At 56.4% G+C, this 26223-nt stretch carries 22 protein-coding genes; 8 read left to right on the top strand and 14 right to left on the bottom strand.

Annotated elements, in window-relative coordinates:
• Positions 1-33: 33 nt before the first annotated feature.
• Both SK50_RS18520 and SK50_RS18515 read left to right on the top strand, forming a co-directional pair.
• Positions 34-1068: a Gfo/Idh/MocA family oxidoreductase gene (locus tag SK50_RS18520; RefSeq protein WP_032102799.1), complete on the top strand. Its 1035-nt coding sequence runs from the start codon at positions 34-36 to the stop codon at positions 1066-1068.
• Positions 1069-1118: 50 nt separating this feature from the next.
• Entirely contained in the window at positions 1119-1340 is a 222-nt protein-coding gene (locus tag SK50_RS18515) for a zinc ribbon domain-containing protein (RefSeq protein ID WP_017692930.1), read from the top strand.
• On the opposite strand, the gene SK50_RS18510 is transcribed toward SK50_RS18515, so the two are convergent.
• From SK50_RS18510 to xseA, 3 genes are read right to left on the bottom strand one after another with little or no spacing between them, the layout of a single operon-like run.
• The gene (locus SK50_RS18510) at positions 1337-1687 is read right to left on the bottom strand and encodes a protealysin inhibitor emfourin (protein ID WP_006811517.1); all 351 of its coding nucleotides are present in this window, start codon (positions 1685-1687) and stop codon (positions 1337-1339) included. The genes SK50_RS18515 and SK50_RS18510 overlap by 4 nt on opposite strands.
• Positions 1688-2707 (bottom strand): M4 family metallopeptidase, encoded by a 1020-nt coding sequence (locus SK50_RS18505; protein WP_017692931.1) that lies wholly within the window; start codon positions 2705-2707, stop codon positions 1688-1690.
• 58 nt (positions 2708-2765) lie between these two features.
• Positions 2766-4139, bottom strand: coding sequence for an exodeoxyribonuclease VII large subunit (gene xseA / locus SK50_RS18500; protein ID WP_017383521.1), 1374 nt, complete (start codon positions 4137-4139; stop codon positions 2766-2768).
• 159 nt (positions 4140-4298) lie between these two features.
• Here xseA and guaB point away from each other — a divergent pair, with 159 nt between their 5' ends.
• Together guaB and guaA are read left to right on the top strand one after the other, a co-directional pair.
• Entirely contained in the window at positions 4299-5765 is a 1467-nt protein-coding gene (guaB, locus tag SK50_RS18495; protein WP_003860601.1) for an IMP dehydrogenase, read from the top strand.
• Between the two features lie 67 nt (positions 5766-5832).
• Entirely contained in the window at positions 5833-7410 is a 1578-nt protein-coding gene (gene guaA, locus SK50_RS18490) for a glutamine-hydrolyzing GMP synthase (protein WP_006811514.1), read from the top strand.
• A 101-nt stretch (positions 7411-7511) separates the two neighbouring features.
• Here guaA and SK50_RS18485 read toward each other — a convergent pair whose 3' ends face one another.
• Complete coding sequence (locus tag SK50_RS18485; RefSeq protein ID WP_015572178.1) at positions 7512-7865, bottom strand: helix-turn-helix domain-containing protein; 354 nt, start codon at positions 7863-7865, stop codon at positions 7512-7514.
• A 337-nt stretch (positions 7866-8202) separates the two neighbouring features.
• On the opposite strand from SK50_RS18485, the gene SK50_RS18480 reads away from it, so the two are divergent.
• Together SK50_RS18480 and oqxB are read left to right on the top strand one after the other, a co-directional pair.
• On the top strand, positions 8203-9378 hold the full coding sequence (locus SK50_RS18480) for an efflux RND transporter periplasmic adaptor subunit (protein ID WP_023295135.1): 1176 nt from the start codon (positions 8203-8205) through the stop codon (positions 9376-9378).
• A 23-nt stretch (positions 9379-9401) separates the two neighbouring features.
• Complete coding sequence (gene oqxB / locus SK50_RS18475) at positions 9402-12554, top strand: multidrug efflux RND transporter permease subunit OqxB (RefSeq protein ID WP_045344305.1); 3153 nt, start codon at positions 9402-9404, stop codon at positions 12552-12554.
• Between the two features lie 66 nt (positions 12555-12620).
• Here oqxB and SK50_RS18470 read toward each other — a convergent pair whose 3' ends face one another.
• The 3 genes from SK50_RS18470 to SK50_RS18460 all read right to left on the bottom strand — a co-directional run bounded on the left by SK50_RS18470 (position 12621) and on the right by SK50_RS18460 (position 15333).
• A complete protein-coding gene (locus SK50_RS18470) occupies positions 12621-13100 on the bottom strand; it encodes an RrF2 family transcriptional regulator (protein ID WP_003860591.1) in 480 nt (159 codons plus the stop codon).
• A 167-nt stretch (positions 13101-13267) separates the two neighbouring features.
• Positions 13268-14656, bottom strand: a complete 1389-nt coding sequence (locus tag SK50_RS18465; RefSeq protein ID WP_048229806.1) for a sensor histidine kinase — start codon at positions 14654-14656, stop codon at positions 13268-13270.
• On the bottom strand, positions 14656-15333 hold the full coding sequence (locus SK50_RS18460; protein ID WP_017383516.1) for a response regulator: 678 nt from the start codon (positions 15331-15333) through the stop codon (positions 14656-14658). Before SK50_RS18460 ends, SK50_RS18465 begins: the two co-directional genes overlap by 1 nt.
• Before the next feature lie 203 nt (positions 15334-15536).
• Between SK50_RS18460 and SK50_RS18455 the strand changes: the two genes are divergently transcribed.
• Positions 15537-16373 carry a MipA/OmpV family protein gene (locus SK50_RS18455; protein ID WP_045142501.1) on the top strand — a complete coding sequence of 279 codons (837 nt, stop codon included), beginning with the start codon at positions 15537-15539 and terminating at the stop codon, positions 16371-16373.
• A 129-nt stretch (positions 16374-16502) separates the two neighbouring features.
• Here the strand turns inward: SK50_RS18455 and SK50_RS18450 are convergent, their stop codons facing one another.
• From SK50_RS18450 to SK50_RS23405, 3 genes are all read right to left on the bottom strand, one after another.
• Positions 16503-17249: an alpha/beta fold hydrolase gene (locus tag SK50_RS18450; protein WP_048229805.1), complete on the bottom strand. Its 747-nt coding sequence runs from the start codon at positions 17247-17249 to the stop codon at positions 16503-16505.
• Between the two features lie 10 nt (positions 17250-17259).
• Positions 17260-17727 (bottom strand): DUF6130 family protein, encoded by a 468-nt coding sequence (locus tag SK50_RS18445; protein WP_045344311.1) that lies wholly within the window; start codon positions 17725-17727, stop codon positions 17260-17262.
• A 156-nt stretch (positions 17728-17883) separates the two neighbouring features.
• Positions 17884-18054, bottom strand: coding sequence for a YfgG family protein (locus SK50_RS23405; protein WP_017383512.1), 171 nt, complete (start codon positions 18052-18054; stop codon positions 17884-17886).
• Between the two features lie 367 nt (positions 18055-18421).
• Between SK50_RS23405 and SK50_RS18435 the strand changes: the two genes are divergently transcribed.
• The gene (locus SK50_RS18435) at positions 18422-20662 is read left to right on the top strand and encodes an EAL domain-containing protein (RefSeq protein ID WP_017383511.1); all 2241 of its coding nucleotides are present in this window, start codon (positions 18422-18424) and stop codon (positions 20660-20662) included.
• Positions 20663-20666: 4 nt separating this feature from the next.
• On the opposite strand, the gene ppx is transcribed toward SK50_RS18435, so the two are convergent.
• The 4 genes from ppx to purM all read right to left on the bottom strand — a co-directional run bounded on the left by ppx (position 20667) and on the right by purM (position 26173).
• On the bottom strand, positions 20667-22205 hold the full coding sequence (gene ppx / locus SK50_RS18430) for an exopolyphosphatase (protein ID WP_048229804.1): 1539 nt from the start codon (positions 22203-22205) through the stop codon (positions 20667-20669).
• Between the two features lie 3 nt (positions 22206-22208).
• Complete coding sequence (ppk1, locus tag SK50_RS18425) at positions 22209-24269, bottom strand: polyphosphate kinase 1 (RefSeq protein ID WP_017692942.1); 2061 nt, start codon at positions 24267-24269, stop codon at positions 22209-22211.
• Between the two features lie 228 nt (positions 24270-24497).
• Positions 24498-25139: a phosphoribosylglycinamide formyltransferase gene (gene purN, locus SK50_RS18420; RefSeq protein WP_006811493.1), complete on the bottom strand. Its 642-nt coding sequence runs from the start codon at positions 25137-25139 to the stop codon at positions 24498-24500.
• Entirely contained in the window at positions 25136-26173 is a 1038-nt protein-coding gene (gene purM / locus SK50_RS18415) for a phosphoribosylformylglycinamidine cyclo-ligase (protein ID WP_017383509.1), read from the bottom strand. Before purM ends, purN begins: the two co-directional genes overlap by 4 nt.
• Positions 26174-26223 lie beyond the last annotated feature (50 nt).

Genomic DNA, 26223 nt, shown 5'->3' with positions numbered 1-26223 from the left:
ATGCCCCGGCAATTGACTTAACGAGGTAAGAACATGCTGTTAGGGTTTGTTGGGCTTGGTGCTGTGGTTGAAACGGCTTACTTACCGGCAATACGAAATCTTTTTCCTGATACTCCGCGCTGTTTAGGTTTTGATATTCATCCCGAGAAGCAGCCTGAAGGGGTCACACGTTGCGCGTCGCTCGGTGAACTTCTTTCCCACCCGCTGGATACACTGTTTATCACCACTTCCTCCCTGTACCACCTCGAGGTACTTGAGCAGGCGCTGGCCTCACCCGCGTCGCGTATTGTGGTAGAAAAACCGATTGTCGCCACGCTGCCCCAAATTGAAAAACTGAAAGCGCTGCTGGCTCAACCGGGAGCCGCCGACCGCGTGCTGGCGCTCGATCACTGGATGGCGCGTCTCGATAGCGTAAAGCAATCACTGGTCGCTCATGTTTCTGACATCGTCAAAATCGAAGGCTTTTTGCAGGAGCCAAGCGGGTATAACGCCGAAGGAGAGCCCATTGCGCTCAACTTCGCCACCGGCGAGCCAGACGCGCGAACGCTTCGCCATCCAGATGGTGTGATTCTGGATATCGGCACGCACGTGCTGGCGATGCTGCGTGAAACGGTGCTTTACCTGGGCGGCAGTGACGATATGACGTTGCAGGTGGTGACAGCAAAAGACCGCCTGGGCCGCGAAATCGCAACGGGCGATCTGACCACGGCGGAAGGCGAGGCGCATTTGCAGGGAAGCATCAGCGGCGTGCCGGTGGACATCTGGCTTAACAAATACGCGGGGCCAGCGGGCGGGCAAAAGGGATTACGCTTCCATTTGCGCGACGGGCGCATCGTCAGCCACGACCGACGCGGCGCAGAAGATGTGCTGGAGCTGATTAAGGGTAAAGAAATTCAGCGCTGGCATATTCCCGGTACGATCTACGAGCATTGCCTTGCGGAGCATATTCTGGGAGCAAAAAGTCTCTTTGAACGGGATCCGCACCAGGTGAGCCGCACGACGCGCCGCAGGGTCGAGGAGGTGACGCTGCTGCTGACCTTACAGCAACAGTTGCGTGGCCCGCACTGAACGCGACGTGGTAAAATTATCGCAGACCTGAACGCTTTGAAGGAGTCACCATGACGATTACCTGCCCGGATTGCCAGACACCGCTGGAGCCCCTGAACGGGGTAGCGCACTGCGAAAATTGTAATAAAGATATCGCGCTCGAAGCCCGCTGCCCGGAGTGTCATCAGCCACTCCAGGTACTAAAAGCCTGCGGTGCGGTGGACTATTTTTGCCAGAACGGCCACGGTCTTATCTCTAAAAAACGCGTGGAGTTTGTTCGGGCTGAAGGTTAATCGCACACGCAGCCTTCACCTTTCTGCCACAGTTCCACCAGCGACTCGGGTGCTTCCTGCTCGGGTACCAGCACGATGATATCGGCGTAGTGCGCCTGATTTTGGCCGGTCCAGATAATCTGGATGCGGAAATAGCGCTGGTCACCGCTGCCGGGGGAAGAGGCTTGCCCGGGCGGCTGGCCGCGCGGGAAAGCCTGCTCAAGAATGCTCACCAGGCGCTGGCGCTGGGCCTCATTAAGCGAGGAGAGCGCAATGGTGCGCTGGCCGCTCAGCTTAGGGATAAAGGCGACGCCGCCTTCCCGGGCCAGCTCAACCACGGCGTCATCCGTCAGTTCCGGAACCTGCATTTACAGTACTCCCACCTGTTCCCAGGCTTGTTTAATGGCCGCCCCAACGTCGCTACCGGAGCGTTTCTCGCCGTGCGCGATCGTCAGTTTTGCAAAGGCATCAAAATCCGCATCCTGCGCCAGGTTGCGATCGCAAACCGTGTCGTACCAGGCATAACCCGCTTTTTCCCAGGCGTAGCCACCGATCGCCGTTGCGGCCAGGTAAAACGCGCGGTTGGGGATGCCGGAGTTAAGATGCACGCCGCCGTTATCCTCGCGCGTTTTGATGAAGTCTTTCATGTGCGCGGGCTGCGGGTCTTTGCCGAGCAGCGGATCGTCGTAGGCGGTACCGGGTTCAGACATGGAACGTAGCCCTTTCCCGTTGATACCCTCCGCCAGCAGACCCTCGCCAATCAGCCAGTCTGCTTTATCGGCGGTTTGCTTAAGATGGTATTGCTTCACCAGCGAGCCAAACACGTCTGACAGCGACTCGTTCAGCGCGCCCGACTGTTCAAAATAGATCAGTCCGGCTTCGGTCTCGGTCACGCCGTGGCTCAGCTCATGCGCCACCACGTCGATGGCAATGGTGAAGCGGTTGAAGATTTCTCCGTCACCGTCGCCAAAGACCATCTGCTGGCCGTTCCAGAAGGCGTTCTGATATTCCCGACCATAATGCACGGTGCCGGTGAGGATCAGCCCTTTGTTATCGAGCGAATCGCGCTGATATTCTTTCCAGAAGAAATCATGGGTGATACCCAGATAATCGTACGCTTCATCCACCGCCACATCGCCGTTGGAGGGCTGGCCTTCATAGCGCACCTGGCTACCCGGCAGCTCCTGGGTCTGTTTCGCATCGTAGATGTCACGCTCAAGCTGACCGGCTTTATTCACATGCGGCGCGGCGGGTTTACCCGGCATATGGGCCATCAGCGTCTGGACGTGGGTTAAGGTCTGACGGGCGCAGCGCTGCTGCGGCTCAGAACCGCTTTCGATAATTCGACGAAGAATATACGGAGGGATGACGCTATGAAGATGGGGCATGCTGCTCTCCTTATTAAAAAAGGCAATAGCAGCAGTATAGTTTGTAACCGGCGAAGATTTATCCGCTTTTACGCTGGCGCGTTTTTTTCACCGGTTTGATCTCTTTCACCTCACTCTCGACCCAGCCGTCAGAAAGCCGGGTGGTGAGCACATCCCCGGCTTTAACCTGTTTCGTTTGTTTCAGCACTTTGCCGTCCGTCGCGGTGGTCACACTATAGCCGCGAGCCAGCGTGGAGAGCGGGCTGACGGCTTCCAGATGGGTGACCGCATTGCCGAAACGCTCGCGCGTGGTGCTCAGGCGTGAGCGGATATTTTCCGCGAGGCGGAACTCAAGCTGCTGGATACGCGTTTGTGCGCGATAAATCTTCGGCTGCGGGTTTTGCTGGTTCAGACGCTGCGTGACGCGCTGCTGGCGAGCTACCGCCCGCTTAAGCTGGTTATCCAGCGCGAAGTTCATCCGCTGACGCAGACGTTCCAGCACGGTTTGCTGACGCGCCAGACGCAATTGCGGATGCTGCTGTTGCAGACGATGGTGAAGCTGGGTAAAGCGGCGGGTACGGTTGGCGAGGAAGTAGTCCATCGCCATCTCCAGGCGCTGCTGCCCGTTCTGGATCTGACGCAGCAGCTCCAGCTGGTTACGGCTGACTACCTCTGCCGCCGCGGACGGCGTGGGCGCGCGTAAATCCGCGACAAAATCCGCAATCGTTACATCCGTTTCGTGACCGACGGCACTTACCACCGGGATAAGGCTGGCAAAGATTGCCCGCGCCACGCGCTCGTCGTTAAAGCTCCAAAGGTCTTCCAGCGAGCCGCCGCCGCGCCCAACGATTAATACATCACACTCCTGACGGGCATTTGCCAGTTCAATCGCGCGCACGATCTGCCCCGGCGCATCGTCACCCTGAACGGCAGTTGGGTAAATAATGACGGGCAGGGAAGGATCACGGCGCTTCAGAACGTGCAAAATATCGTGCAGGGCCGCACCGGTTTTCGAGGTAATGACCCCAACGCAGTGAGCGGGTGAGGGCAGGGGCTTTTTAAACTGCTGGTCGAACAATCCCTCAGCCGAAAGCATGGCTTTGAGCTGCTCGTACTTCTGTTGCAGCAAGCCTTCGCCCGCGGGCTGCATGCTCTCGACGATAATCTGATAATCGCCGCGCGGCTCATACAGGGTAATGTTGGCGCGAACCAGAACCTGCTGGCCATGCTGAGGACGGAACGTCACGCGACGGTTGCTGTTGCGGAACATCGCGCAGCGCACCTGAGCGGTGTCGTCTTTCAGCGTAAAGTACCAGTGACCGGAAGCAGGCTGCGTGAAGTTAGAGATTTCACCGCTGATCCAGACCTGTCCCATTTCCTGCTCAAGCAGCAAACGTACCGTCTGATTAAGGCGGCTGACAGTATAAATTGAGGGGGATTGAGAGGATAACATGTGAGCGGGATCAAATTCTAAATCAGCAAGTTATTCAGTCGATAGTAACCTGCTGAGAGGTGAGCGCAAGCATTTTTTTCAAAAAAGTGTGGATGCAATCGGTTACGCTCTGTATAATGCCACGGCAATATTTAACCACCCAGGTCAGAGATATTGCCCATGCTACGTATCGCTAAAGAAGCACTGACGTTTGACGACGTCCTCCTCGTTCCCGCTCACTCCACCGTTCTGCCGAATACTGCCGACCTCAGCACGCAGTTGACGAAAACCATTCGTCTGAACATTCCTATGCTCTCCGCAGCAATGGACACCGTGACTGAAGCGCGTCTGGCTATCGCCCTGGCACAGGAAGGCGGCATTGGCTTTATCCACAAAAACATGTCTATCGAGCGTCAGGCGGAAGAAGTTCGCCGCGTGAAGAAGCATGAATCCGGTATCGTGTCCGATCCTCAGACCGTTCTGCCAACCACCACGCTGCACGAAGTGAAAGCCCTGACCGAGCGTAACGGCTTTGCAGGCTATCCGGTAGTCACTGAAGACAACGAACTGGTGGGTATCATTACCGGTCGTGACGTGCGTTTCGTGACTGACCTGAACCAGCCTGTCAGCGTCTACATGACGCCAAAAGAGCGTCTGGTGACCGTGCGTGAAGGCGAAACCCGCGACGTGGTGCTGGCGAAAATGCACGAAAAACGCGTTGAGAAAGCGCTGGTTGTGGACGCGAACTTCCACCTGCGCGGCATGATCACCGTTAAAGATTTCCAGAAAGCAGAACGTAAACCGAACGCCTGTAAAGACGAGCATGGCCGTCTGCGCGTCGGCGCTGCGGTTGGCGCAGGTGCGGGTAACGAAGAGCGCGTTGACGCGCTGGTTGCTGCGGGCGTTGACGTGCTGCTGATTGACTCCTCCCACGGCCACTCCGAAGGCGTTCTGCAACGTATTCGTGAAACCCGTGCTAAATACCCGGATCTCCAGATCATCGGCGGTAACGTAGCAACCGGCGCAGGCGCTCGCGCGCTGGCGGAAGCGGGTTGCAGCGCGGTGAAAGTGGGTATCGGTCCTGGCTCTATCTGTACCACCCGTATCGTCACCGGCGTAGGCGTGCCGCAGATCACCGCGGTTTCTGACGCGGTTGAAGCGCTGGAAGGTACCGGTATTCCGGTAATCGCGGACGGCGGTATTCGTTTCTCTGGCGACATCGCCAAAGCGATCGCCGCAGGTGCCGCAGCCGTGATGGTGGGCTCCATGCTGGCCGGTACCGAAGAATCCCCGGGTGAAATCGAACTCTACCAGGGGCGTTCTTATAAATCCTACCGCGGTATGGGCTCCCTGGGCGCGATGTCTAAAGGTTCCTCTGACCGTTACTTCCAGACCGATAACGCTGCTGACAAACTGGTGCCGGAAGGTATTGAAGGCCGCGTGGCGTATAAAGGCCGCCTGAAAGAGATCATTCACCAGCAGATGGGCGGCCTGCGCTCCTGTATGGGTCTGACCGGCTGTGGTACCATTGACCTGCTGCGTACCAAAGCGGAATTCGTACGCATCAGCGGTGCGGGTATCCAGGAGAGCCACGTTCACGACGTGACGATCACCAAAGAGTCCCCGAACTACCGTCTGGGCTCCTGATAAATTTCCGCGCCCGGCTCAATGCCGGGCGCTTTGTTTTGTTTCACTTGCCTCGGAATTAGCGTCAATGACGGAAAACATTCATAAACATCGCATTCTCATCCTGGACTTTGGTTCTCAGTACACTCAGCTGGTGGCGCGCCGCGTGCGTGAGCTGGGCGTTTACTGTGAGCTGTGGGCGTGGGATGTCACGGAAGCACAGATTCGCGAGTTCAATCCAAGCGGCATCATCCTGTCCGGCGGCCCGGAAAGCACCACCGAAGAGAACAGCCCGCGTGCGCCGCAGTACGTGTTCGAAGCGGGCGTACCGGTGTTCGGCGTTTGCTACGGCATGCAGACCATGGCGATGCAGCTGGGCGGCCACGTAGAAGGCTCTAACGAGCGTGAGTTCGGCTACGCACAGGTTGAAGTCGTCACCGACAGCGCGCTGGTGCGCGGTATCGAAGACTCCCTGACCGCAGACGGCAAACCGCTGCTGGACGTGTGGATGAGCCACGGCGACAAAGTCACCGCTATCCCGTCTGACTTCGTGACCGTTGCCAGCACTGAAAGCTGCCCGTTCGCCATCATGGCGAACGAAGAAAAACGTTTCTACGGCGTGCAGTTCCACCCGGAAGTGACCCACACCCGTCAGGGTATGCGCATGCTGGAGCGCTTCGTGCGTGACATCTGCCAGTGTGAAGCCCTGTGGACCCCGGCAAAAATCATCGACGATGCCGTGGAGCGTATCCGCCAGCAGGTTGGTGATGACAAAGTGATCCTCGGCCTCTCCGGCGGCGTGGACTCCTCCGTGACCGCGATGCTGCTGCACCGCGCCATCGGCAAAAACCTGACCTGCGTCTTCGTGGACAATGGTCTGCTGCGTCTGAACGAAGCCCAGCAGGTAATGGACATGTTCGGTGACCACTTCGGTCTGAACATCGTTCACGTGGAAGGCGAGCAGCGCTTCCTGGACGCGCTGAAAGGCGAGAACGATCCGGAAGCGAAACGTAAAATCATCGGTCGCGTGTTCGTGGAAGTGTTCGACGAAGAAGCACTGAAGCTGGAAGATGTGAAATGGCTGGCGCAGGGCACCATCTACCCTGACGTGATCGAGTCTGCGGCCTCCGCCACCGGTAAAGCGCACGTCATCAAATCTCACCACAACGTGGGCGGCCTGCCGAAAGAGATGAAGATGGGCCTGGTTGAACCGCTGCGCGAGCTGTTCAAAGACGAAGTGCGTAAGATCGGTCTGGAACTGGGTCTGCCGTACGACATGCTCTACCGTCACCCGTTCCCGGGTCCGGGTCTGGGCGTGCGCGTGCTGGGCGAAGTGAAGAAAGAGTACTGCGACCTGCTGCGTCGCGCGGACGCTATCTTCATCGAAGAACTGCACAAAGCTGACCTGTACAACAAAGTGAGCCAGGCGTTCACCGTATTCCTGCCGGTTCGCTCGGTCGGCGTGATGGGCGATGGCCGTAAGTACGACTGGGTTGTTTCCCTGCGTGCGGTGGAAACCATCGACTTCATGACCGCGCACTGGGCGCACCTGCCGTATGACTTCTTAGGCCGCGTGTCTAACCGCATCATCAACGAAGTGAACGGCATTTCCCGCGTGGTGTATGACATCAGCGGCAAGCCACCGGCGACGATCGAGTGGGAGTAAGCCCATAACCTTTCCTGCGAAGTTATAAGCAGGTAAGACTGATAAAACCCTCTGTTTACAGAGGGTTTTTCTTTTTGGCCGATATCCGGCCCGGCGGTGAACTACTGGCTCATCTGCCGCGATTCACGGCAGCCGATACTGCGTCGCCATGCGCCGGGTGCCTGACCATACTGACGCTTAAAGCTGCGGTTGAAGGACTGCTGAGAGTCAAAGCCCAGCGCGATCGCCACGTTCAGAATCGGTTCATCGCTGTGGGCCAGGCGCTCAACCGATTTTTGCAGCTTTTGCGCGCGAATATATTCGGCGAGAGGGGAGCCGGTATGTTCTTTGAAAAGCCGCTGGAGGTGCCATTTCGAATAGCCGGCTCGCCTGGAGACGGTTTCAATGTCCAGACGGCTATCGAGGTTGTTGTCGATCCAGTCGAGTAAATCGTGAATGAATGCACCCGTGTTCATTTTGCTTCCCCCTACGCCACGCATTAAAAAGCATCTTTGTTTGTTGCACTTAAAGGTGACCCGTTTTTACATTAATTGCAAGTTTTATTGTTGCATTTAAATCCCTTCTCAAAACGCGTGATTTATCTTCGCCGCAAATAGCACATAAAGTGCAACAATTATTCTTGCACTTAATTAAGCGCCTTCCTACAATCGCCGCGATAGTGTATTCGAAACTGTTACAGTTTTGTGGCGATGAACGACACAAATGGCCTTCAGCCAGCTACCGGACAAAGGAAGTGGCGCGGCGCCTCCCGCTGCGTCTTGCCCGGCGGCTACAATAACCGGAATAAAAATAATGAGCCTGCAAAAAACCTGGGGTAACTTTCATCTGAGCGCGATGGGGGTGGTTTTACTCTCCGCGCTTCTCGTCGGGTGCGATGACAGCGTCGCGCAAAATGCCGCGCCGCAAGCGCCCGTTGTCAGCGCTGCTGACGTGGTGGTGAAATCCATTAGCCAGTGGGACAGCTTTAACGGTCGCATTGAAGCGGTGGAAAGCGTTCAGCTGCGTCCGCGCGTCTCCGGCTACATTGAGAAAGTGAATTACACCGACGGCCAGGAGGTGAAAAAGGGCGAGGTGCTGTTCACGATTGATGACCGAACCTATCGCGCCGCGCTGGAACAGGCGCAGGCGAACCTGGCGAGAGCCAAAACGCAGGCCAGTCTGGCGCGAAGCGAGGCTAACCGTACCGATAAATTAGTCAATACCAACGTGGTGTCCCGCGAAGAGTGGGAGCAGCGCCGTTCCGCCGCTACCCAGGCGCAGGCCGATATTCGCGCCGCGCAGGCGGCGGTAGACGCTGCGCAACTTAACCTCGACTTCACCAAAGTGACCGCGCCTATCGACGGTCGCGCCAGCCGGGCGCTGATCACCAGCGGTAACCTGGTGACGGCGGGCGACAGCGCCAGCGTGCTCACCACCCTGGTCTCGCAGAAAACGGTTTATGTCTACTTCGACGTGGACGAGTCAACCTACCTTCACTATCAGAACCTGGCCCGCAGCGGGCAGCGGGTGTCCGGCGATCATGCGGCGCTGCCGGTGGAGATTGGCCTGACGGGCGAGGAGGGCTATCCCCATCAGGGCAAAGTGGATTTCCTGGATAACCAGCTCACGCCGGGTACCGGAACGATCCGCATGCGCGCGCTGCTGGATAACTCACAGCGTCAGTTCACGCCTGGACTCTTTGCCCGCGTGCGTCTGCCGGGCAGTGCGGAATTTAAAGCCACGCTTGTTGACGATAAGGCGGTGCTGACCGATCAGGATCGTAAATATGTCTATATCGTGGATAAAGACGGGAAAGCGCAGCGCCGCGACATTACGCCCGGGCGTCTGGCCGACGGTTTACGTATCGTACAGCAGGGGCTGAATCCCGGGGATAAAGTCATCGTCGATGGTTTACAAAAAGTGTTTATGCCGGGTATGCCGGTTAACGCGAAAACCGTTGCCATGACCGCCAGCGCCGCCCTCAACTGATCCCTTACCTGAGAATCCAATCCATGGACTTTTCCCGTTTTTTCATCGACAGGCCGATTTTTGCCGCCGTACTGTCGATTCTGATTTTTATCACAGGATTAATCGCCATCCCGCTGCTGCCGGTGAGCGAATACCCTGACGTCGTGCCGCCAAGCGTGCAGGTGCGCGCCGAGTACCCGGGCGCCAACCCGAAAGTGATTGCCGAGACCGTGGCAACGCCGCTGGAAGAGGCGATCAACGGCGTTGAGAACATGATGTACATGAAATCCGTCGCGGGCTCCGACGGCGTGCTGGTGACTACCGTCACCTTCCGTCCGGGCACCGACCCGGATCAGGCGCAGGTTCAGGTGCAAAACCGCGTCGCGCAGGCCGAAGCGCGTCTGCCGGAAGACGTGCGGCGTCTGGGCATCACGACTCAGAAACAGTCGCCAACGCTGACGCTGGTGGTGCATCTGTTTTCGCCTGGCGGTAAGTACGATTCACTGTATATGCGTAACTACGCCACGCTGAAGGTGAAGGACGAGCTGGCGCGTCTGCCCGGTGTGGGGCAGATTCAGATTTTCGGCTCGGGTGAATACGCGATGCGCGTCTGGCTGGACCCGAACAAGGTCGCGGCCCGCGGGCTGACCGCTTCGGACGTGGTCACGGCGATGCAGGAGCAGAACGTGCAGGTGTCCGCCGGGCAGCTTGGCGCCGAGCCGCTGCCGAAAGAGAGCGATTTCCTGATCTCCATTAACGCCCAGGGCCGCCTGCATACCGAAGACGAGTTCGGCAACATTGTCCTGAAAACCACGCAGGATGGTACGGTCGTCCGACTGCGCGACGTGGCGCGTGTCGAGATGGGGTCCGGCAGCTACGCGCTGCGCTCCCAGTTGAACAATAAAGACGCGGTCGGGATTGGTATCTTCCAGTCGCCGGGGGCAAACGCCATCGATCTGTCTAACGCGGTACGCGCCAAAATGGACGAACTGTCCACACGATTCCCGGACGATATGAAATGGGCGGCGCCTTACGACCCGACGGTGTTTGTACGCGACTCGATCCGCGCTGTGGTGCAAACGCTGCTGGAAGCGGTGGTGCTGGTCGTGCTGGTGGTGATCCTGTTCCTGCAAACCTGGCGCGCGTCGATAATCCCGCTGATTGCGGTGCCGGTATCGGTAGTGGGCACGTTCAGTATTCTCTACCTGCTGGGCTTTTCGCTGAATACCCTGAGCCTGTTCGGGCTGGTGCTGGCGATTGGTATCGTGGTGGACGATGCCATCGTGGTGGTGGAAAACGTCGAACGAAATATCGAAGAGGGGCTCGCCCCACTTGCGGCAGCGCATCAGGCGATGCGTGAAGTGTCCGGACCGATTATTGCCATTGCGCTGGTGCTGTGTGCGGTATTCGTTCCGATGGCGTTCCTCTCCGGCGTGACCGGTCAGTTCTACAAGCAGTTTGCGGTAACGATAGCCATTTCCACGGTGATTTCCGCGATCAACTCGCTGACGCTCTCGCCAGCGCTGGCCGCGCTGCTGTTGAAGCCGCATGGCGCCCCGAAAGATTTCCCGACCCGGCTTATCGATCGTCTGTTCGGCTGGATTTTCCGTCCGTTTAACCGCTTTTTCCACCGCAGCTCGACTGGCTATCAGGGGCTGGTGGGCAAAACGCTCGGCCGACGCGGGGCAGTGTTCGTGGTTTATTTGCTGCTGCTTTGCGCTGCGGGCGTGATGTTTAAAGCCGTTCCCGGCGGGTTTATTCCGACGCAGGATAAGCTGTACCTGATCGGCGGCGTGAAAATGCCGGAAGGCTCGTCGCTGGCGCGCACCGATGCGGTGATCCGCAAAATGAGCGAAATCGGGATGAATACCGAAGGCGTGGATTATGCGGTCGCGTTTCCTGGCCTGAATGCGCTCCAGTTCACCAATACGCCGAACACCGGGACGGTCTTCTTTGGCCTGAAGCCTTTCGACCAGCGTAAACATACTGCGGCGGAAATAAACGCGGAGATCAACGTGAAAATCGCGCAAATCCAGCAGGGCTTTGGCTTCTCGATTCTGCCGCCGCCGATTTTAGGTCTGGGCCAGGGATCGGGCTATTCGCTGTACATTCAGGATCGTGCTGGTCTGGGCTATGGCGCGCTGCAAAACGCGGTGAACACCATGTCCGGGGCGATTATGCAGACGCCGGGGATGCATTTCCCTATCTCAACCTACCAGGCAAACGTTCCGCAGCTGGATGTACAGGTTGACCGTGATAAGGCGAAAGCGCAGGGCGTGTCGCTCACCGATCTCTTCGGGACGCTGCAAACCTATCTGGGCTCGTCTTATGTGAATGACTTCAACCAGTTCGGTCGCACCTGGCGCGTAATGGCACAGGCCGACGGGCAGTTCCGCGACAGCGTGGAAGATATCGCGAATTTACGCACCCGTAATAGCCAGGGTGAAATGGTGCCGATTGGCAGTATGGTGAAAATCACGACCACCTACGGTCCGGACCCGGTGATCCGCTACAACGGCTACCCGGCGGCGGATCTGATTGGCGATGCCGACCCGCGCGTGCTCTCTTCCGCGCAGGCGATGACGCAGCTGGACGGTATGTCTAAGCAGATCCTGCCGAACGGGATGAATATTGAATGGACGGACCTGAGCTTCCAGCAGGCCACCCAGGGCAACACGGCGCTGATCGTCTTCCCGGTCGCGGTGCTGCTGGCGTTCCTGGTGCTGGCGGCGCTGTATGAAAGCTGGACGCTGCCCCTGGCGGTGATCCTCATCGTGCCGATGACGATGCTCTCCGCGCTGTTCGGCGTCTGGCTGACCGGGGGCGATAACAACGTCTTCGTGCAGGTAGGGCTGGTGGTACTGATGGGGCTGGCCTGTAAAAACGCGATTCTTATCGTGGAGTTTGCCCGCGAGCTGGAAATTCAGGGCAAAGGCATTATGGAGGCCGCGCTGGAAGCGTGCCGCCTGCGTCTACGCCCGATTGTAATGACCTCTATCGCCTTTATTGCCGGGACCATTCCACTGATCCTTGGTCACGGGGCAGGGGCAGAAGTGCGCGGCGTCACCGGGATCACCGTGTTCGCCGGGATGCTGGGTGTGACGCTGTTTGGTCTGTTCCTGACGCCGGTCTTTTACGTGACGCTGCGTAAGTTCGTGACGCGCGGTAAAGCGGAAAGAGAGGTGTTGCCTGCGTAGGACGTAGCAGATAGCAAAAAGCCGCCTTCACAATGAAGGCGGCTTTTTTTTCGCAGTCTGTCAGGATTAGGGCGCTTTTTTATGCTGTGTGCAGAGTTCCGGCACCGGATCGCACCCGCTGGTATCGGCTTTTTTCACCTCTTCCAGCGCGCTGGCGACGGTATGGCGCGCTAAAACCGCTAACGAAGCCTGCTCCGCTTCATCAGCGATTGATTTGAAGTACCAGCAGGCGTTGGCGCTGACCACGCAGCGGGCCGGGACGTCAGGACGGGACGCCCACAGCTTTTTATCTTCAGTGACGGAGAGGTAGATATCACGCAGGGTAATCTCTTCCGCCGGGCGGCCAAGGTGAATAGAGCCGTTGCGGCCAAGCGTGGAGACGATAATGCCGTCGCGGGCGAGAGGAACCATTAATTTGCGGATAAAGCTCGGATTCGCTTCCAGGCCGTAAGCCAGGATTGCACTCGTCGAACGTTCACCCGATTGCTCCGCCATCGCTACGCTGAGAACCATCTGCAAAGCTGTCGGGAAGCGGTAATCTAACATTTTTCTGTCCTGGGTTGCGGTGAATCTTGTTCTTTTTGGCACCGCAGAGGTGAATAATCAGTAAGTAACAATATAACAAATACGGTAATTTTATTGAAGCAATCTGCGGCATACGTAAAGTAACGCTGCGCTGACACATGTCAGGACGTGTAGCGCCGCGTTTACGTTCATGCGAACGCCGGATTCGGGAAATCAACGGTCACCATAAGACCGCCTTCGGCTGACGTACTCAGATTGACCCTGCCGTTGTGTTGCTGCGTAACGGCTTTAACGATAGCAAGCCCCAGTCCACTCCCGCTTTGGGTCTGATTAGGATCGCGGAAAAATCTGTCGAACACGCGCTCCCGCAATTCAACCGGAATGCCGGGACCCGCGTCTGAGACGCGCAGCTGAGCGGACTTGTCACGCGATTGCAGTTGTACCTCAATGCGTCCACCCTCAGGGCTGTACTTCACGGCATTCTCAATTAAATTGTCGATCAGCGATACCAGACGTTCCCGAATGTCTGTGATATGGATTTCATCATCGGCGATGAATTCAAACTCAATTCTGCGCCCGGACGCCAGCGGTTCCAGGGCAGCCATTCGCTCCTGAATAAGCGTCGTCAGTGGCACAGGCGACATCACCGTGCTGATGTGCGCTTCGCTGTGCATCATCAGCAGAAGCTGATTGACGAGACGCGCAGCACGGCTATTGCTGCGAACAATGCCCGCAAGCAGCTCCTGCTGGCTTTCGCTGATGACCCAGGACTGCAACGCCTCGACGTTGATCCGCATCGCGGCCAGAGGCGTACGCAGTTCGTGTGCGGCATCGGCAATAAACATTCTTTCCCTTTCGGCGCTTTCCCGCACCCTGGCCAGAAAGTCATTAATCGCGTCGACCGTCTGGCGAAGCTCCCTGTGTCTGGGGACGGCTTTTAAAGGCGAGAGATCGTCCGGCGTGCGCAATGAAATTTCATTCACCACCTTGTTCCAGGGGCGCATCGCGATGCGGATGGACAGCCACGCGGGGAACAGAAGAAAAGGGATGCATATCATCAGCGGCATGACGTAGTAGCCGCGCGAGTTCAGATAGATAAAGAAATTCCAGCTACCGGCAGGGGTAAAAAGGGTGACTTCCACGTCGGAGTGCGCGGATTTGAGGGTACGGCTCGTCCATGTATGGTCCTCACTCTGGACATGCTGCATGACCCCCAGACGGCTATTTTTTACCCCCGTTGGCGCACCATCCGAAGAAAAAATAATCTCGTTATTCTTGCGAACAATGAGGTTGATGGACAGCTCCGGATCTTCGCCGCCCCCATACCCCTCTCGCAGCGCCTTACTGAATGCTGCCAGCACGGCATCACGCGCCTGCGGGCGATCGTCCATGCTCTCTACCAGGGAAAACAGGGTTTCGTAAGTCTCACTGCCCGTCAGTATGGGAGGGCTACGCAGGTCTTCCAGCAAAATGAAGGTTAAAAAGAGACACCAGAGCAACGTAAGCAGCAGCATCTGGGCGACCAGCATTCGCCTGACCAGCGTGGGAAGCCGGAGGTGGTGCCAAAAATTACGCATCAACCTGCCGCCTTCTGAACGGGTACGGTATCGATGACATACCCAACGCCTCTTACCGTTCGCACAAAGCCATCGCCAATTTTTCGCCGCAGGTTACCCATATGCACGTCAAGCGCGTTGCTGAGGTTTTCTTTCGTGCCAAATATCCTTTCTTCCAGATACCGTCGCGTAAGCACGCGATCGGCGCGCAGCATTAACGTTTCAAGCAGCGCATATTCGCTTGCCGTCAGCTCAACGTGGCGTGCGCTCACCGTTACGCGACGCGTCGGAATATGAAGCGACAAACCGCGAATTTCTATTGCCTCATTTTCAAAACCGTAACTGCGCCGCGCAAGGGCTCTCACGCGCGCCAGCAGTTCGGCGAGAACAAAAGGTTTGACCAGATAATCGTCTGCACCTGCATCCAGCCCGCACAGGCGGTCCTGTAGCGTGCCTCGCGCCGTCAGGATGATGACGGGAACGCCCTTAAGCTGTTGACGCAGGCGCGTCATCAGGCTCATGCCATCGCCATCGGGCAGCCCCAGGTCGAGCAAAATAAGTTCCGGCACGCAGATCCCAAGCTGATGCAGCGCATCCTCTTTGCGGCGTACCCATATGACATCAAATCCTTGATCTGCAAGGGCGATACGCACGCCATTGCCGAGATCCAGGTCGTCTTCAATTAGTAGAATTTTCACATTGGTAACTATATCAACAGTGCATGAAGAACAACTGAAGAAAAAACGGTAACAGGAATTCTACAGGGTTTACAGAACCTTCACGTGCTTCAGCATTTCTTCATTTATGGCTCATAAGAACCTTAGGGTAAGTATTCAGAATGAGCGCTCTGGCGTTTAACACCGCTTGTATCGCAATCATCTGAATCCAAAGGGCTTCTTTAATGAGAAACATCACACTGCGTAATAGTTTCCCCCGTTCACGCATCGGTCGCAGCATGAAAAGCATCTTGCCGGGGGCCGTCCTGGCGTTACTGGCTACCCCGACCCTGGCGGCAGATCAGCCTCAGGGCAACGTGTTAACCCTGGGAGGCGGCGTGGATGTTGCGCCACGCTATTCCGGTTCGGACAAGAGCCGGGTCTCTGCGGCTCAGGTGGTTGATTACGCGATGGCCAATGGTTTTTTTGTCAGCACCACGCGGGGGATCGGCTACGGCAACAGCTTTGGTAACCTGGACTACAACGCAGCGCTGAGCTATCGCGCAGGACGTAAGGATCGCGACGTAAGCAGCGATTCGATCGCCTCCGGCAGCGACGACCTGCGAGGAATGGGTGACATTAAAGGCTCAGCTATCGTTGTGCCAGGGCTGGGATACAGGGTGACTGACTGGCTGACCGTGCAGTTGCAGGCAGAGGTCCCGGTTTCTGAGAGAGACAATGGTGAAGCTGTGCATTTCGGCATTGCCAGCCCGCTCTATACATCTCCGAAAAATGCGTTAACGCTGGCGCTGACCGGTAGCTGGGGATCCAGTAAGTATGTGCAAACCTACTACGGGGTGAATGCCGCCCAGTCGGCCGCATCGGGTTTTGCCCGACACGATGCCGGATCGGGAATATATGCGTATTCGCTGAACCTGGACTGGACCCATAAGCTTACCTCCCGCTGGAGCCTGCTTGCCGCAGCTGGCGTTACGCAGCTGACGGGAGAGGCTGGCGATAGCCCCATTGTTCAGCGAAAAACGTCTCCTGTGGGAAGTTTGAAGGTGACGTACAGCTTCTGATGGTTCAGCGAGGGGGAAGGTGCGTTTGTGACAAAACCGCACATAACCCCGTTGCAGGAGCCGGAAGTGCATAAAGCCCGCAGGATGGCGTGGCCCGAAGTCGGACCGTTCATCATGCGGGCTTTTTTATCACTGTTGACCCGATAACGCCTGTTCAATCGTACGGGTAATGACGTCCGGCTGGCTGACCATCGATACATGGCTTGCCGCTACCTCCGTGGTGTTGGCGTTGATTTTCTTCGCCATTGCGCGCTCTAGCTCAGGATTGATCATCCGGTCATTTTTGCTGACCACATACCAGCTCGGTTTGTCATGCCAGGCGGCATGCGCGATTTTCTCCCCAAACGCATCGGCCTTAATGGGGCTCTGCGTCGCGGCAATCACGCTGCGCTCAACGTCCTTTACGTCAGGGGCAAAATTCTCGCTGACCGCTTTTGTCGGCAGATATAAATACCCCTCTGTGGTTTTAGCGAGGCTGGCGCTCCCTGGCGGAGCAGGGAAGCTATTTGCCAGAGCTGCCGTCGACTGGCCGGAATCCGGCGCAAAAGCGGCAACGTAAACCAGTGACTTCACGCGGGCATTGTTTCCCGCCTCGCTGATTACCGTCCCGCCCCAGGAGTGACCGACCAGCACCACATCCCCATGAGCCCGGGCGATAGCACGCTGCGTGGCGGCGACATCATCTTTCAGAGACGTGAGCGGAAGTTGTACCGCAATGACCTCGGTATGGTGTTTTTGCAGCCGGGTAATCACCTTATTCCAGCTGCTGCCGTCGGCAAACGCCCCGTGCACCAGCACCACGCTGGCTTTCGTCTCTGCCAACGCGCTGGTGGAAACCGCCAGCACCATCGCTGTTAATACAGACAATGCTTTCATAACAGGCTCCTTAAAAGTGATGGATCGCGGCATGTGGCGGCACGGTGAATTCAACGGTTTTATGGTCGATGGGTTTATGCGCCGGGTCGGCAACGACGATCGTCACCTTGTGCTTTCCTGCGGGCAGCCCGACCAGGATCACCGGCTCGCCGCTGGTATCAGCCCAGTGCCAGGGCGCGTCATCCACCACAACGTGAATATGGCCGATACGCGGAGTGACTTTCAGCGCGTCGGGTCCAAATACAGGTTCAATGCGCAGGTTTTCGACACGGTACTGAATAAAGACCGCACCTTTACTTAGCGGTCCCGCCAGCGGCGGATCGACAATCAGTTTTGCTGGCGGCTGGGGTTGTTCAGGCGGGGCGACGGCGGCTGGACCGTTGACATCAGCGGCGCTCAGACCATCCAACGGTGCGGCCATTGCGCCAGCAAAGGACGTCAGCGCAAATACAGGAAGCAGGAAATATCGACGAATCATCTGTTTCTCTCCTCATCAGTTTATTATGGCGAGGGATACAGAAGACCATTTTTATGTATCGGGGATGTTTGCTTTTGCGGGCGTTTTGTACCGGTTTGTCAGCGTAGCGCTCGGGATACAGTGTGATACAGTTTGTCTTCCGGGAGCGAACACGCTTTAGCGCTCGGGCGAATCCACCACAAGACCTGATTGCTGCGACTGAATTTTGTCCTGATGGTGATACCAGGCGCCAATGGAGGAATAAACAAAGCGGCCAAAGAAAAACAGGAAACTGATAAGCAGTATGATGCGGGTCATCCGGGTGTTAAATCGATGTCGTTTTCGCATACGCGTAGCCTGACTCACTTTCTTTTCCTGAGTATACCCTTTTGGGCGATACGGCTATTAAGGCACAGCCGCAAGTCAGGGTCAATTCGGCGAAATGTAAAATAGCGTCAATGCTTACATTAATTTATGTTATTAAAAACAACGCTTTTATTTATCGCATTGATAATTACAGGAAAAATATTCAAAAAAAACGTGAAAAAGGTTTATTCAGATAAATTAATTTGATTTAGGTCAACCGCATCCCGTCGTTGCTATTTAAAATCCCTCCTCCACTGTGCTTGCCAGGAATTTCCAGGCAACGTGTACGTCAGGTTGGATGCCTGTCTTCATTTACCCTCTGGAGCGCAAGGGTTGTAAACGAGCATCTATGAATATTCACCACATCCTGAAGCAAAATAAAGACCGCTGGTGGGCACTTCCTCTTATTTTACCCGTCGTGTTACTCCCGGTGCTTAGTGTGGCTAATACCTTAACGCAGTTGGGCGACGGTATCGTTGCGCTCTATTATCTCCCGCTCTCCTTTTTGCTGACGCTGATGTTATTCTTTGGCCTGGAAGCCCTCCCCGGGGTGGTGGTGTCGCTGTTTTTACGTTATTACCCCTCCGTTGGGTTATTTGAAGCCATGGCCGGCATTCTGCATTTTATCGTTCCTCTGGTGCTCAGCTGGGGCGGTTATCGCGTGTTTGCGCCCCGGCGCAATATGACCGCTTACGGTGACATACGCCTGATGGGGCAGCGTATTTTCTGGCAGGTGTTTTGCCCGGCAACGCTATTTCTGCTGCTGTTTCAGTTTGCGGTCTATCTCGGCGTCTATGAGAGCCGCCAGAGCCTCGCAGGACTGAATCCCCTCAATATTCGGACCCTTATTAACTATCAGGGGCTGCTGGTGAGCGGGCTGACGGGCGTGCCGCTAAGCTACCTGCTGATCCGCCTGATACGTCATCCGCGCTATATCAAGGGACTGATGTCCCAGCTCCGCGCGCAAATAGACAAAAAGGTGACGGCCTTTGAGTTTGTGGTGTGGTTTATAGCCCTGGGCGGGTTGCTGGTCATGCTGCTGCTGCCCATGAATGCAAACAGTTCCATTTTCAGTACCAACTACACCTTGTCCCTACTGATGCCCGTGATGCTCTGGGGGGCGATGCGCTTTGGCTACAAGCTGATGTCACTCATCTGGACGCCGGTCCTGCTGGTGTCGATTCACTTTTTTTATCACTACATTCCGGTGCAAGAGGGTTATGGCATTCAGCTGGCGATCACCTCATCCAGCTATCTGGTCTTTTCCTTCGTTGTGACGTACATGTCGATGCTGGCGACACGCCAGCGGGCCATCAATATTCGCTCCCGCAGTCAGGCTTTTCTCGATCCGGTGGTGCATATGCCCAACCTGCGGGCGCTGTCGCGCGAGCTGGCCAGTCATCCGTGGTCAGCGCTCTGTTTACTGCGCGTGCCCGAGCTGGAGGTGCTGGGACGCAATTACGGCGTGATGCTGCGGATCCAGTATAAACAGCAGCTGGCGCAATGGATAAACGGCACCCTTCAGCCCAATGAGCGAGTCTATCACCTCACCGGGTATGACATGGCGGTGCGTCTGGAGGCGGAGTCGCATCAACAGCGCATTGAAACGCTGGACGAGCATATCAAGCAATTTGTTTTTATCTGGGATGGTATGCCGGTACAGCCTCAGGTCGGCGTGAGCTATTGCTATGTACGCTCACCCGTCAATCATCTCTATCTGGTGCTGGGGGAACTGGGCATCGTGGCCGATCTCTCCCTTTCTACCAACCACCCGGAAAATCTTCAGCAGCGCGGGGCTGTTCATTTGCAGCGTAGCCTGAAAGATAAGGTCGCGATGATGAGTCGTTTGCAGGCCGCGCTGGAGCAGGACGCTTTTACCCTGCTGGTTCAGCCTGTTCGCGGGCTGCGCGGTGATTGTTATCACGAGGTGCTGCTGCGAATGCGTGATGATAACGGGGCACTGATCTTTCCCGAGCAGTTCCTGCCCATTGCACAGGAGTTTGGTTTATCGTCGCGTGTTGATTTATGGGTACTGGAGCGTACGTTGAGTTTTCTGGCACAGCACCGCCAGCGTTTGCCGGGCCAGCGCTTTGCGATCAACCTCGCACCTTCTACCGCCTACAGGGCGCAGTTCCCGCTTGAAGTGAGCCGCCTGTTAGCCAAATACGCCGTTGAAGCGTGGCAGCTGATCTTTGAAGTGACCGAAAGCAGCGCCTTTGGTCATGCGGATCTGGCGGCGTCGACCCTCAGGAAATTACAAAAAATGGGCATCCGGATCGCCATTGATGATTTTGGCACGGGCTACGCCAGCTATGCGCGGTTAAAAAGCGTGGACGCAGACATTCTCAAAATCGATGGCGGTTTTATTCGCAATATTGTCAGCAACAGCCTGGATTACCAGATTGTGGCTTCCATTTGCCATCTGGCCCGGATGAAGAAAATGCTGGTGGTGGCGGAATATGTGGAAACGGAAGAGATACGTAGCGCGGTGCACGCGCTAGGTATCGATTATGTGCAGGGCTATTTGATTGGGTTGCCGACTGAGCTTGATACGTTGCTCAACACGCAGCCTTCTCAGGAGAGCGCCTGAGCCGTTACGCTGCCGCCTCAGAACTCTCTTCTTCAATCTTCAACAGCCAGCCGGTGACCGCTTCCCAGTACTGCTGCTCTTTTTCCAGATCCAGCAGCACCAGCGCGTTCTGGCTAAACCAGTCGTGCGGGAAGCTCAGCGTCCAGTGATAGTCATCCGTTTTTAGCTTCAGCGTCGGCGGCGTGGTGGTTGCCTGTCGCTGATTATTGAGCAACACGCCCAGGCGCAACAGCTGAATGAGCGGCAGGAACTGCTTTTTCTTAAATAACGTAAAGCGCGGCAGATCGTCGAGCTTGATGCCTTTGCGGTGATAGCGCACCAGCGTCGCCATCATGGATTGCTGCTCCTGGTTGAAGCCAGGCAGATCGCTGTTTTGCAGAATATAGGCCGAATGGCGATGCATTCCGCTGTGGTTAATGTTCAGCCCCACCTCGTGCAACATGGCGGCCCATTTCAACAGCGCGGCCAGCTGCGGATGCGCCAGCTTCGGATTCTGCTCCTCCCACTGCTCGTACATCTGAACCGTGGTTTCCAGCACCCGTTTCGCCTGTTCGCGGTCGATGTTGTACTGGTTGGCCAGGCTCTGCGCGGTGCGGCTGCGAATATCCTGATGACGGAAACGGCCTTCCATCTCATACAGCACACCTTCACGCAGGGCGCCGTCAGAGAGGCGCAGCTCTTTGATCGCCAGCGCGTCAAACACGCCGCAGAGGATCGCCAGCCCCGGTACGAACACGGCTTTACGTTCGTCGGACAGACCCGGCAAACTCAGGGCGTCGAAGCTCTTATGCTTAAGCACCTCTTCGGTGAGTTTCACAAGGCGCTCAGGCGTAATAAACCCGTCTTTTTCACCCATTGCCAGCAGCACTTCATGGGCCGCTTTAATCGACCCCGACGCGCCCAGCGCCACGTTCCAGCCCTGAATACGGTATTGCCAGGCCAGATTTTCCAGTTTTTGTACGGCGGCCATGCGCGCGCGCTGGAAGTTTTCGCGGGTGATGACGCCGCCCGGGAAATACATCTGCGCGAAGCTGACGCAGCCCATACGGCGGCTTTCCACCAGACGCGGCTCGAAGTCTTCGCCAATCACCAGTTCCGTGGAACCACCGCCGATATCAATCACCAGCTTGCGGCCTTTTTCCGGCTGCGTATGCTCCACGCCCATAAAAATCAGGCGCGCTTCTTCGTTACCGGAGATGATCTCTATCGGGTAGGGGATAACCTTTTCCGCGCGCTTAAGAAACTCCGGCGCGTTCAGCGCCTGGCGTAGCGTATGCGTCCCGACGATGCAGACGCTGGACGGCGAAAAGCCTTGCAAACGTTCTGCGAACAGCGACAGACAGTTCAGCCCGCGCTCCATGGCCTCTTCGCTCAGCATGTTACGCGCGTCGAGACCATCGGCCAGATGCACACGCTGCTTCAGACGACCGATGATCTGCATCGCGCCATCCACCTCGCGGGCGATGACCATATGGAAACTGTTTGAGCCAAGATCGACCGCGGCGAACTCCTGCGGGCGTGGGGTATTATCGTTTATTGGCATAGGTTAATCGGATTGCTCAAGTGATTTAATGTAATCGTAAATCGCCAGCTGCGAGCGCACTTTACGGCGGTTGCCGCGCGGTACATAGCGATTACTGAGTTCTTTGTCGATATAACGTGCTTTCACCGTATCGCTGAACAGGATCTCGATAATGTCCAGGATACGCTGCTTCAGGCGAGGATCCAGCAGCGGTGCCGCCACTTCAATACGGTAATCAATGTTACGCGTCATCCAGTCGGCGGACGAGAGGTATACGCGCTTATCACCGGCGTTATCGAAAATATAGACGCGATCGTGTTCAAGATAGCGATCCACAATGCTGATCACGCGGATATTGTCGCTGATGCCTTCCAGTTCCGGAATGAGCGAGCACATGCCGCGAATGAGCAGATTTACCGGAACGCCGGAGCTGGAGGCCGCGTACAGGCGGTCCACCAGCCCTTTGTCCACCAGATTGTTGAGCTTCAGCGTGATGCCGGACGACAAGCCGTTCTGCGCATTGGCAATCTCTTTATCGATCATATCGTACAGCAGGCGCCGTGAGTTCTGCGGTGACACCAGCAGATAATCGAAGCTCACCGGGCGGTACGGGTTCTCAATGAAGTTGAACACCCGACGCACTTCGTTGGTGATGCGGGCATCGGCAGTCAGCAGCGAATAGTCGGTGTAGATTCTCGCGGTTTTCTCGTTAAAGTTCCCGGTACCGATATGGGCGTAGCGCACCACGTCGTCGCCCTCTTTACGGGAGATCAGGAACAGCTTGGCGTGAATTTTCAGCCCTGGCGCGGAGAAGATGACGTGTACGCCCGCTTCCGTCAGTCGGCGCGCCCAGTGGATGTTGGCCTCCTCGTCGAAGCGAGCCTGGAGCTCAACCACCACGGTCACTTTCTTGCCGTTGTGCGCCGCGTGGATCATCGCATCGATGATACGGGAATCTTTCGCCACGCGATAAATGTTGATTTTGATCGCCAGCACGTTCGGATCGAACGAGGCCTGACGCAGCAATTCCAGCACGTGTTCAAAGGTGTGATACGGATAGTAGAGCAGCACATCCCGTTCGCGGATGGCGTCGAACCCGTTGCGGAACTTATCGAACCAGATATGGCGCAGGCGCGGCAGCGGTTTGTTCACCAGATTGGCCTTGCCGACGTTCGGGAAGCCAATGAAATCTTTAAAGTTGTGGTAACGCCCACCGGGGATAATGGAGTCGTAGCGGGAGATGGTCAGCTTATCGCGCAGCATCTCCACCATCGCGTCCGGCATATCGCGTTGATAGACAAACCGCACCGGCTCCGCCGTCAGGCGCTGCTTGAGGCTGGAAGACATCAGCTCCATCAGGCTGGCCTCCATCTCATGCACCAGATCGTACTCGGCGTCACGGGTCATCTTCATCGAGTAGGCGTTGAGCGCGTCGTAATCGAAGAAGCCTTTGAAGATATCGTCCAGGCAGTAGCGCAGGATGTTATCCAGCAGGATCATCGGCTTACGCCGGCGCGGGGTTTCCGGCGGCAGGTTTACAAAGCGTGGGACTTTATCAGACGGTATTTCCAGCAGCGCGTAGTTAATGGTCTCACCCCGAATGATTTCTACCGCCAGATAGGTGTAATCATCTTTCAGGAACTGCACCAGATCGGTTTCACGGTTGATCAGAATCGGGGTGATATGCTGGCGCAGATAATGTTTGAAATAGTGGCGCAGCCAGTTTTGCTGATTCGCGGAGAGCTGGCGTTCGTTGATCAGGAAGATTTGGTTGCGTGCCATTTCCAGCAGCAGCTCGTTATAGAGGCCATCAAATTCCTGATCGGCTTTCATGACGCGAGACTGGATTTTTCCAAGCAGATGCCGGGAGTGGGAGTTCAAGCCCTGTTCTTCGCTGATGATGATTCGGCGTTTCAGTTCGGCGAAGCGAACCTTGTAGAACTCATCCAGATTGTTGGAATAGATGCCTAAAAAACGCATACGTTCAATCAGCGGGTTGCTTTTATCGGCCGCTTCCTGAAGTACACGTTCGTTGAATGCTAACCAGCTTAGCTCTTTCTCGATGTATAACTTTTCCTGACCCATTACAGCTCACACTCCAGTTCAATCACAGGACGTGGTAAATCCGTCTCGTCCTTATTATGGCGAGCATTTCCACGATATGTCCAACAGTGCCAGAAAAGTATGACAGTTATTTTTTTGTTGGGGAATTTAGAGGGTTGGGGGAGGGGGTGTCGGGTGGCGCTGCGCTTACCACGACCTACGGGACCGTAGGCCCGTGCAAGCGAAGCGCCGCCGGGCAATTCAAACAGACTACTCTTCAGCCGCATAACCCTGCGGGGGCAACTTCACGCCGTCCAGCCAGGCTGCGCCGTTGCGCATCTCCAGACGTCCATCGACAAACCAGCTTACCACCAGCGGATAAATGGCGTGTTCCTGCGTCTGCACACGTTCGGTCACGTCGTCTTCGTTGTCGCCGTCAAAGACCGGTACTTTTGCCTGCAAAATGACCGGACCGCCGTCCAGCTCGTCGGTGACGAAATGCACGGAGGTACCATGCTCCTCATCGCCGTTCTCCAGCACCTGACGATGGGTGTGCAGACCGGGGTATTTTGGCAGCAGGGAAGGGTGGATATTGAGCAGTCGTCCGGCGTAGTGTGCAACAAAAGCCGGGCTCAGGATGCGCATGTAGCCTGCCAGCACCACCACGTCAGGTGCGTAGGCGTCAATCTCCTGCACCAGCTCACGGTCAAAGGCTTCACGCCCGGCGAACTGGCTGGCTTCCAGCGCGTGCGCAGGAATGTTCGCTTCCCGCGCGCGCTCAAGGCCGAATGCATCGGCCTTGTTGCTGAATACTGCCCGAATGGTGCCATTGATTTTCTTCTGTTTGCAGGCGTCTATGATTGCCTGCAAATTGCTTCCGTTGCCGGAAATGAGCACCACGATGTTTTTCATTCAATGACCACACGCTGTTCGGAATCGGAAGCTTTAATCGTACCGATTTTCCACGCGTTTTCACCTTTTTCTGTCAGCAGTTTAACCGCTTTATCCGCTTCGCTGGCGGGCAGGGCGATAACCATGCCCACGCCGCAGTTAAAGGTGCGGTACATTTCGTGAGAGCTCACGTTGCCTGCGGTTTGCAGCCAGTTGAAGACGGACGGCCACTGCCATGAGGATGCGTCGATCACCGCCTGGGTATTGTCCGGCAGCACGCGCGGAATGTTTTCCCAGAAGCCGCCGCCAGTGAGGTGAGCGATGGCGTGCACGTCAACGTTCTCAATCAGCTCCAGCACGTTTTTCACGTAGATGCGCGTCGGGGCCAGCAGGTGATCGGCCAGCGGTTTGCCGTCCAGCTCGGTGGTCAGCGGGTCGCAACCGCTCACTTCGAGGATTTTACGCACCAGAGAGTAGCCGTTGGAGTGCGGACCGCTGGAGGCCAGCGCAACCAGCACATCGCCGTCAGCCACTTTGCTGCCGTCGATAATTTCTGATTTTTCTACCACGCCGACGCAGAAGCCTGCGACGTCATAATCTTCCCCGTGATACATGCCAGGCATTTCCGCGGTTTCACCGCCGACCAGCGCACAGCCGGATTGCAGGCAGCCTTCGGCGATACCGTTAATGACGCTGGCTGCGGTATCCACGTCCAGCTTGCCGGTCGCGTAGTAATCGAGGAAGAACAGCGGCTCGGCGCCCTGTACCACCAGGTCGTTGACGCACATCGCCACCAGATCGATACCAATCGTATCGTGACGCTTAAGATCCATCGCCAGGCGCAGTTTTGTACCGACACCATCCGTACCCGAGACCAGCACAGGTTCACGATATTTTTGCGGCAGCGCGCACAGTGCGCCGAATCCACCCAGGCCACCCATCACTTCCGGGCGGCGGGTTTTTTTCACCACACCTTTGATTCGGTCAACCAGCGCATTACCTGCGTCAATATCAACACCGGCATCTTTGTAGCTGAGAGAAGTTTTGTTGGTCACGGCTTAAATCCCCACGCGATTGCATAGCTAGTAAGAAAAATCGGCGCAAT

The organism is Enterobacter sp. BWH64, assembly GCF_001037645.1.
GTDB classification, from domain to species: Bacteria; Pseudomonadota; Gammaproteobacteria; order Enterobacterales; family Enterobacteriaceae; genus Enterobacter; species Enterobacter hormaechei_C.
This window is presented reverse-complemented; position numbering and strand designations above follow the sequence as displayed.